Annotated in this window: 5 protein-coding genes; 1 reads left to right on the top strand and 4 read right to left on the bottom strand. The window is 72.2% G+C overall.

The window, feature by feature from the left end; translation table 11 throughout:
- Positions 1–484, top strand: a 484-nt coding sequence (locus QJR14_05475) for an ABC transporter ATP-binding protein (GenBank protein MDI3317050.1), incomplete at its 5' end; no start/stop codon positions are given.
- A 235-nt stretch (positions 485–719) separates the two neighbouring features.
- On the opposite strand, the gene QJR14_05470 is transcribed toward QJR14_05475, so the two are convergent.
- The 4 genes from QJR14_05470 to QJR14_05455 are packed head-to-tail and all read right to left on the bottom strand — an operon-like array spanning position 720 to position 6,206.
- Positions 720–2,228 (bottom strand): FMN-binding glutamate synthase family protein, encoded by a 1,509-nt coding sequence (locus QJR14_05470; protein MDI3317049.1) that lies wholly within the window; start codon positions 2,226–2,228, stop codon positions 720–722.
- Positions 2,225–3,466 (bottom strand): Ger(x)C family spore germination protein, encoded by a 1,242-nt coding sequence (locus QJR14_05465; GenBank protein ID MDI3317048.1) that lies wholly within the window; start codon positions 3,464–3,466, stop codon positions 2,225–2,227. Before QJR14_05465 ends, QJR14_05470 begins: the two co-directional genes overlap by 4 nt.
- Entirely contained in the window at positions 3,463–4,587 is a 1,125-nt protein-coding gene (locus QJR14_05460) for an endospore germination permease (GenBank protein MDI3317047.1), read from the bottom strand. The genes QJR14_05465 and QJR14_05460 overlap by 4 nt, the downstream gene beginning before the upstream one ends.
- Positions 4,584–6,206 (bottom strand): spore germination protein, encoded by a 1,623-nt coding sequence (locus QJR14_05455; protein MDI3317046.1) that lies wholly within the window; start codon positions 6,204–6,206, stop codon positions 4,584–4,586. Before QJR14_05455 ends, QJR14_05460 begins: the two co-directional genes overlap by 4 nt.
- Positions 6,207–6,260 lie beyond the last annotated feature (54 nt).

Here is a 6,260-nt window from a genome sequence, read left to right as displayed (position 1 = left end):
CATCGCCCAGGCGCTGCTCAACGACCCCGAGCTGCTGGTGGTGGACGAGCCGACCGCCGGTCTCGACCCCGAGGAGCGGATCCGCTTCCGCAACCTCCTGGCCGAGCTCTCCGGCGAGAGGACGGTCGTCCTGAGCACGCACATCGTGGAGGACGTCGCCCAGAGCTGCCGCGAGATGGCCGTCCTGCGCGACGGAAGGATCGCCTGGCGGGGCGAACCCGGAGAGCTGCGGCGCCTGGCGGCGGGGCGGGCCTGGGAGGTGGAGTGGCCCGCGGGCCGGCTCCTCCCCGACGGTTGGGCGGCGGTGAGCACGGTCCACCTGGGCGAGCGGACCCGGTACCGGCTGGTCCAGTTGGAGCCGGACGCCACCGCGCCGGAGGGAGCGCTGCCGGTGGAGCCGGGCCTGGAGGAGGCCTACCTGGTGCTGATGGAGACCGGCAGGCAGAGCGGGGGCGCGGCGCCGGACCGGCCCGCGGCCGGCTGACGCCCGGCGGCCCCGCCGCGCCGGCCATGCAGACGGTACAGGCTTCGTGAGGAGGTCGGGCACCTTGCCGCCGGTTGCGGGTTTGCCCTCGGCGGCCTTCTGCGCCGCAGGCATCCTCACCACCGGCCGCTTCGTCCTCCTGCTGCCCTTGCTCCAGCACGCCCCGGCTGCCGGCCACCTGGCGAAGTGCGCCGGAACCCGCCCGCGGCGCTCCGGCGGTGTCGGCCAGCAGATCTCATCGCCCGCCCGCGGTACGCCCGCCGGTGCCGCCCGTCCGGCCACCGGGCGGCTGCGGTTCCCTCGCCCGGCTCCACCCCGGCTCCGTCTCGTTTCCCGTGGACCAGTTCCGAGGCGGCCGCCACGAGACGGGAAGTTCGAAGACCTCGGCCGCGACCCGATCGCGCGCCACCAGATCCCCGCGGGTCAGATCGCGCAGGCGTGGCCGGCCCAGGGCGCGGAGCCCGTCGGCCAGCTCGCCCCGGACCGACCGAAGGAAGCGATGGACCGTCTCCGCTCCCAGGTCGGGGTCGAAGCGGCGGGCGAAGCGTCCGGCCGCCCAGGCGATCTGCGTGACGGGTTCCACCGGCACGGACTTGCTCAACTGCCCGTGCGTCGCGGCCATCAGCACGGCCGTGCCCATGTAGACGGCGTCGGCGCCCAGGGCGACCGCCTTCAGCACCTCGCCCGGCGTTCGGAATCCGCCGCTGATGATGAGGCTCACCTCGCGCCGCGCGCCCGTCCGGTCCAGCAGCTTCGTCACCCGGGCCAGGGCGTGCGCCGTGGGGATGCCGAAGTCGTCCGCGATGACCGGAGGGGAGGAGTGTGTGCCCGCTTCGCTCCCGTCGACCACGATCACGTCCACACCCGCCTCGAGGAGCGCCAGCACCTCCACCTCGAGGTCGTGCGTGGCGGCCAGTTTGACGGCGATGGGACCGCCGTCGATCAGCTGGCGCAGGTTCCTGACCAGGCGTCGAAGCTCCCGCATGCCCGTGGTCCCCGGTACGGGAGCCTCTACGACGAGCGGCTGGTCGGGGCCGCTCCCCGTCTGCATCGATTTCCGCACCTCGGCAGGGACGGCGTCCGGAGGAAGGAGCCGGCCCGCGGCGGCGCGGCCCCCGTGCCCCACCTGGATCTCGATCATGTCCGCCTGCTCCAGCCGCTTCGGGTCGCGGGTCCAGGCCCCTCCGGAGTACTGGACGATCAGCCGGTCGGCGGAGCGCGCCACCTCTTCCAGCAGCGGCCCGCTCCCGGCGTTGTAAGCGGTGCCGGCCAGGCTGGCGCCTCGGGCCAGCGCGAGGACCACGTTCCGGTTGAGCGCGACACCGTAGCCCATGCCGGCCACCAGAACCGGGAAGTCCAAGCGGAGCGGCCGCCGTGCCCGGGGACCCAGGCGGACCGAAAGATCCACCGGAGCGTCGGGGGCGAGCGGCGGCCGGATGAGCTGAGCGGGGTTGAAGGCGACGCCGCTCAGGACTTCTGTGCGCACGAGACTTCCTAGTGGCCGCTCGAAAGCATCGGCTTTGTTGTCCGCGCGCAGCTCGGTCTCGAAGAGAACGTGGGGTCCCATGCGGGTGACACCGATGACCAGATCCCAAAGATTCTCGTCGTACCGGTCCTTGAGAAGCCGGACGAGCAGGCGGTCGACGACGTGGTCCAGGAGGCGCCCGGCCGCGGCGCCCGCGGCGAGGGCGGCGAGAAGCAGGACCAGGCTTCCCGCCAGGAAGGTGGTGAGGAAGAGGTTCATACGAGCATCACCCGGTCCGGCCTGAGCGGTGCCACAGAAACCAGGTCCGGCCGGGGGGGACTGACCTTCACCCCCGTCCGGAGCAGGCGGATGCGGACGTCGGTCTCCAGCGCCGCCCGCTCGAGCGGTCGGGGCCAGCGCGGGGCCATACGTCGCCAGGCGCCGGGGTCCTGGCTGTCCAGAAGGCGCCCGATGCCGGCGCCGTCGGAGGAGAGGGCCACGAGCCTCTGGAACGCGTGGCGGGCCGAGGCAGCGATCGCGTCGTCGACTTCCTGCTCGAGCCGGCGAGCCGTGCGCGGGTCGGTGGGATCGAGCGGGCCGGAGCTCTCCGCCACCTCCATCTGGCCGCGCACGCGGAGGGTGAGGCGGAGCGACTCCCCCGGACGGAGGAGACGGAGCTGCGACTGGGCGCGGAGCACACGCAGGCTGACGCTTCCCCGGCCGGACGGGTTGGGGACGGTCAGGTAGGTGGTGTCCACGGCGTTGGCCAGCCAGAGCCAGCCCTGCGCCTCCGTCGGCGCGAGCCAGCCCGTCAGCCGGTCGCCCCGGAAGGCGGCTCCGCCCACCAGTTTCGGCCGCATCTGCCCGCTCTCCTGGACGGCCGCCACCCGCGGGGCGACCGGATCGACACCCCGCTCGGCCAGCTGCTGCTCGAACTGCCAGAGCCGGGTCGCGGGCGCGAGCTTCCTGAGGGCCTGTTGGCGTATGGCGTCCGCGCCGGTCTCCTCCAGGAGCCCCCGCAGGGCGAGCAACGGCTGGACGGGGTCGGAGGTGACCGCCACGAAAGCCGTCAGCCTCATGGCCGTCTGGCGCTCGATGAAGTCGAGCGCCTCGTTCACGCCGCTCCGGGCGAGGCGTTCTCCCAGCAGCACCACGCCCGTCTGGCCCCAGAAGATCTGGCGCGCGAAGCCGGCCTGGATCGATCGCAGGGCGTCCGTGAACGTGCTCCCGGAGCCGCTCAGGGTGAAGTTGGTCGTGTTCGCACCCTGCGCGGAGCCCGACGACCTGCCCGTGCCTCCCCCTCCACCCCCTCCACCGCCTCCGCCGCCGCCGCTCACACCGGCCAGGGCCGTGGGGCGAGCGACCTGGAGGACCAGCAGGGCGCGGCCGTCGCGGGTCCGGTCGAGGCCGACGGCAGTGACGATGGCCAGTGAGTTGATCTGCGTCGCCCCGCAGCCCGGGCTGGCCAGCAGGACCGCCAGGAGCACGGGGAGAACGAGACGTCCCCGACGGATCATCTGGCTTCCCCCGGCGCGGCCGTGCGCTCCGCCCGGCGTCCCGGCCCTCCTGCGCCCGGCAGCAGGACGGCGGCGAGCGTGCCCAGCGTGACCGCGAGCGTCACCACGGGGAAGAGGCCCGAGATGTAGGCGACCAGGTCGGACTCGCCGGGAAAGAGGGTCAGCCCGATGACCACGGTGACGACCGCTGCCCACGGGACCAGCGGCCGGTGATCGTCGAGACCCAGCCAGTCCGCCCAGCCTCCCACCTCCGCGTACAGGAAGAGCGCGAACTTGACGAACATCCCGCCCGTCCAGAGCAGCGTGGTGATGACGTCGAGCCGCGGCAGGTACTCTCCCAGCTCCACCAGCGTCCCCAGGGAGTAGAAGGGAAACGTGAGCTGCCCGGCGAGCAGGCCCCAGACACCCATCGTCCCCAGCCCGGTGAAGAAGAGGCCCAACGTGATCGCCAGCCACCCGGTCAGCGAGACGGCGGTGAACCGCCGCAGGCGGACCAGGTGGGGCCCCACGAAACCCAGCAGCACCAGCTCGGCGTACCGCGAGGCCGGCCCCAGTGCCGCGCGCACGACGGGCATCGGGCCGTCCGCCAGGATCGGCTCCAGGCGCTGGAAACTGAAGTGCGGCAGGGTCAGCACGAGGATGAGGGCGCTGATCGCCGTCATGGGCGGCACCAGGATCTCCGCCACCCGGGCGATGGTCTCGATCCCGAGATAGACGGCGTACGCCCCCACAACGATCGCCGGGATGACGATGACCCCGATCGGCGCCAGCGGCAGAAGCGAGGTGGAGATGAACTGGGCGAACTCGATGGCGAGGGTGCCCGTACTGTGCGTCAGCCAGAGCAGGAGCGGGAGCGGAACGAGCCTCCCCAGGCCCCTGGGGAGCCGGCCCGCCGCCCGCACGAGGCTCTCGCCCGGGTACCTCCGCAGCAGGCGCTGCAGGAGGAAGAGGACGCCCAGGCCGACCGGCGCCGCCAAAGGCGCCGCCATCCAGGCGTCCCGTCCGGCGGTCCGGGCGGTGACCCCGACCAGGTAGAGCTGCGCCGTGGGCACCAGGATGCCGTACATGAGGACCAGGAGCTGCCACTCGGTGACCTGCTCGCTCCGTGTCCGCCTGCTCATTCCTCGTGCCTTCTCGTCGCGGTCACGTTCACGGGCGCCGGCGGCCCGGGTCGCAGCCCGGCAGCCCGCCGCCGGACGTCGGCCGGCTCGATCGCGACCGGGCGCAGCCTCTGGCGCCAGTGGGGGAGACGGAAGAGGGTGTCCCAGAGGTCCGGGATCGCCAGCGGTGCCACCGGTGAGAGGTAGGGCACGCCGAACGAGCGCAGGGAGGAGAGGTGGACCAGCGTCCCCAGGAGTCCCAGCATGACGCCGTAGAGTCCGAGCACCCCGCCCAGCACGATCAGCTCGAAGCGGAGGATGCGGAAGGCGATGGCCAGGCTGAAGTAGGGGAGGCCGAACGAGGCGATTCCGGTCAACGCCACCACGATGACCATCGGGGGGCTGACGATGTCGGCCTGGATGGCGGCGGTCCCGATCACCAGGGCGCCGACGATGCTCAGCGCCTGCCCGATCTGCTTGGGGAGGCGGACGCCCGCTTCGCGCAGGATCTCGAAGGTGACCTCCATGATCAGCGCCTCGAGCATCGGCGGCCAGGGGATCCCCTCGCGCGCGGCGGCCAGGCGGAGCAGCAGGCGGGTGGGGATCATCTCCTGGTGGAAGGTCGTCACCGCCACGTAGAGACCCGGCAGGACGAGCGCCAGCATGGCCAGGAGAAAGCGCAGAAAGCGGATGGCGATGGCGATCCAGAACCGCTCGTAATAGTCCTCGCTCACCTCCAGGAACGAGAAGAGCGTGGCCGGCAGGATCAGGGCGAAGGGCGTGCCGTCGGTGAGGATGGCCAGCCGGCCCTCGAGGAGATGGGCCGCGACCACGTCGGGCCGCTCGGTGTGGAGGATCTGCGGGAAGAGCGAGTAGGGGTTGTCCTCGATCAGCTCCTCGACGTAGGCGCTCTCCAGGACGCTGTCGACGTCGATCCGCTCGAGGCGGCTCAGGACCTCGTCCACCACGTCGATGTTGGCAAGGCTCTCCAGGTAGAGCACGACCACGTGCGTCTGCGTCCGGCGTCCCAGGCGGAATTCGCGCACCCGCAGGTCCGGGTCGCGCAGCCGCCTCCGGACGAGGCTCAGGTTGGTGGCCAGCTCCTCGATGAAACCCTCGCGGGGACCGCGGACCACGCTTTCGGCCCGGGGCTCCTCGACGGCGCGCTTCTCCGCCTGGTCGAGACCGAGCCCGAGGCCCTCGCGCCAGGAGGCCACCACCAGCACGGCCATGCCGTTGAGTACGGCCTGGGCCACCTCCCGGTAGGTGCGAACGGGCTGCGCCCGGTCCGCGGCCAGGAGCTTCGTGCGCACCCGCCGGGCGCCCTCGAAACCCTGCGATGCCCGCCCTTCCTCGAGCAGGCTGACGAGCAGGTGCTCCAGCCGTGCATCGTCCACGAGCCCCTTCAGAAAATAGACGGCTGCGGGCATGCCGCCCAGTTCCAGCGGACGGATGACGAGGTCGGGCGCGCGGGCGAAGAGCAGGTGGAGCCGGTCGCTCACCACCTGCACGTCGGCATCCAGGCGCTCGCCCGCCCGCAGAGCCTCGATGGACCGGAGGGTGCGCTCCACCTGCAGGCGGAGCCGTCGCGCGTCGTCCTTCGCCGGGATCGGTCCTCGCGGGGCACTCGCCGTTCCCATGGTCAATGGCTAAGATGCCTTGGACCGGGTGCCCCTATGCCCGCGCTTGTGGCG

This window comes from Bacillota bacterium (assembly GCA_029961055.1).
Classification (GTDB): Bacteria; Bacillota; Sulfobacillia; order JAIMAT01; family JAIMAT01; genus JAIMAT01.
Note: the sequence above shows the minus strand (reverse complement) of the source record. Positions and strands in the feature narration are given on the sequence as shown.

Bases quoted from the DNA above. Each gene is read 5' to 3' on its own strand.
- QJR14_05470 (MDI3317049.1), bottom strand. From the start codon at position 2,228: ATGAACCTCTTCCTCACCACCTTCCTGGCGGGAAGCCTGGTCCTGCTT.
- QJR14_05465 (MDI3317048.1), bottom strand. From the start codon at position 3,466: ATGATCCGTCGGGGACGTCTCGTTCTCCCCGTGCTCCTGGCGGTCCTG.
- QJR14_05460 (MDI3317047.1), bottom strand. From the start codon at position 4,587: ATGAGCAGGCGGACACGGAGCGAGCAGGTCACCGAGTGGCAGCTCCTG.
- QJR14_05455 (MDI3317046.1), bottom strand. From the start codon at position 6,206: ATGGGAACGGCGAGTGCCCCGCGAGGACCGATCCCGGCGAAGGACGAC.